The sequence below is a fragment of the Pirellulales bacterium genome (assembly GCA_035939775.1).
Lineage (GTDB): Bacteria > Planctomycetota > Planctomycetia > Pirellulales > DATAWG01 > DASZFO01.
On sequence record DASZFO010000174.1, the window covers coordinates 1 to 1569 of the forward strand.

Below are 1569 nucleotides of genomic sequence, written 5' to 3' on the forward strand. Positions count from 1 at the left end.
CGGCCGCGATCAGGGCGACGATTCCCACCAGCCCTTCCATCAGCATCGCCCCATAACCGATGGCGCGAATGTGACTTTCTTTTTCCACCATCTTGGGCGTCGTGCCCGAGGCCACGAGCGAATGGAAGCCGGAGATGGAGCCGCACATGATACAGATAAACACGAACGGGAAAATGTCGCCTTTGAACGTCGGGCCGCCGTGAAGGAATTGCTGATTGAGCGGCGGGCATTGCAAACGCGGATTCGCCACCATCACACCCACGACGAGCAAAGCAATCGTGCCGATTTTTAGAAAGCTCGAAAGGTAGTCGCGCGGGCACAAGAGTAGCCACACCGGCAGTACTGATGCGATGAACCCATAGCCCGCCAGGGCGATGATTGTTTGGTTTTTCGTCAGTAAAAAAAATCGTTCAAAAATCGAGCCGGGAACCCAGTTGCCGATGATGACGGCGGCGAGGACGGCCACCACTCCAAACGCCGACGCGCCGGCAATGCCGCCTCCCTTTCGAACCTTTGTGATGTACCAACCCATGACCAGGCCGATTGGGATTGTGCAGGCGATAGTGAAAGTGCCCCAGGAACTGCCCGGCACCAATTCCAGTGATCCGGCAGGGAGATCAATGGCGCTGGTTTCGTTTGTGTTCGCCGACCAGTCGGCGGGCGTCTCAATCAAGAATGATTCGGATCGCAGAGTGGGAGGCGTGGACGGGGCGTAATAGACTTGGCAATTCTCGGGAAAGCGGTAGACGGCCTTTTGTTCGCTGCTGTGAGCCGAGACTTTTTCGACGGACGTTTCGCCGGGCAGAATGACGCGCGTGCCCTCGGCCAATCGCACCTCGTCCCCGCCCAGCGCTTTGACCACCACAAAGCCCAAGCCCGCCAAAGCAATCACAACGATAAAGAGAATCGCGGCCGAGACGATGATAGCCGCGGGCCGACCCAACTCAGTGCGGGCGATCTCGGCCAAAGACTTGCCGTCACGTCGAACCGACGCTGCCAGCACCAGCATGTCTTGTACGGCGCCCGCCAGGCACACGCCGATCACCAGCCATAACAACCCCGGCATGTAGCCGTATTGAATCGCCAGAACCGGACCGATAAGCGGGCCGGCGCCGGAGATGGCCGCGAAATGATGACCGAACAGCACCCACTTGTTCGTCGGGTCGTAGTTGTGACCATCCCTAAACCGGTAAGCGGGCGTGAGCCGCGAGTCGTCCAGAGCCGCCACCTTGGCCGCCAGAAACGCGCTGTAATATCGATATGCGATCGCCAACACGCAGAGCGCGCCCAAGAGCAACGGCATGGCGTGCCAGATCAGCCGGCCGTCTTGCTCTTCGAAGAAAATGTTGGCCAAGAGCATGGCTGTCATTATGAACAATAAAGTCCACGGCCGCTATGCCGCGCTTGCGGCTGAATGCGCGTCCCTGGCCACTCGCGGCCTAGATCAGCACGATAACTCTTGTGATTCCTGATCATGCGCGAGGCAACTGACCGCCGCGCGGCATCGGCAATCCGCCGACAGAGGATGAAATTCATAACAAGGAGATCAACATGTTTCGCACCGTCGTT

General features: G+C 58.6%; 1 protein-coding gene. It reads right to left on the bottom strand.

Annotation, left to right across the window (positions count from 1 at the left end; genetic code table 11):
* Positions 1–1360 (bottom strand): carbon starvation CstA family protein (locus VGY55_11510; GenBank protein ID HEV2970587.1); only part of this gene is annotated, 1360 nt, incomplete at its 3' end.
* Positions 1361–1569 lie beyond the last annotated feature (209 nt).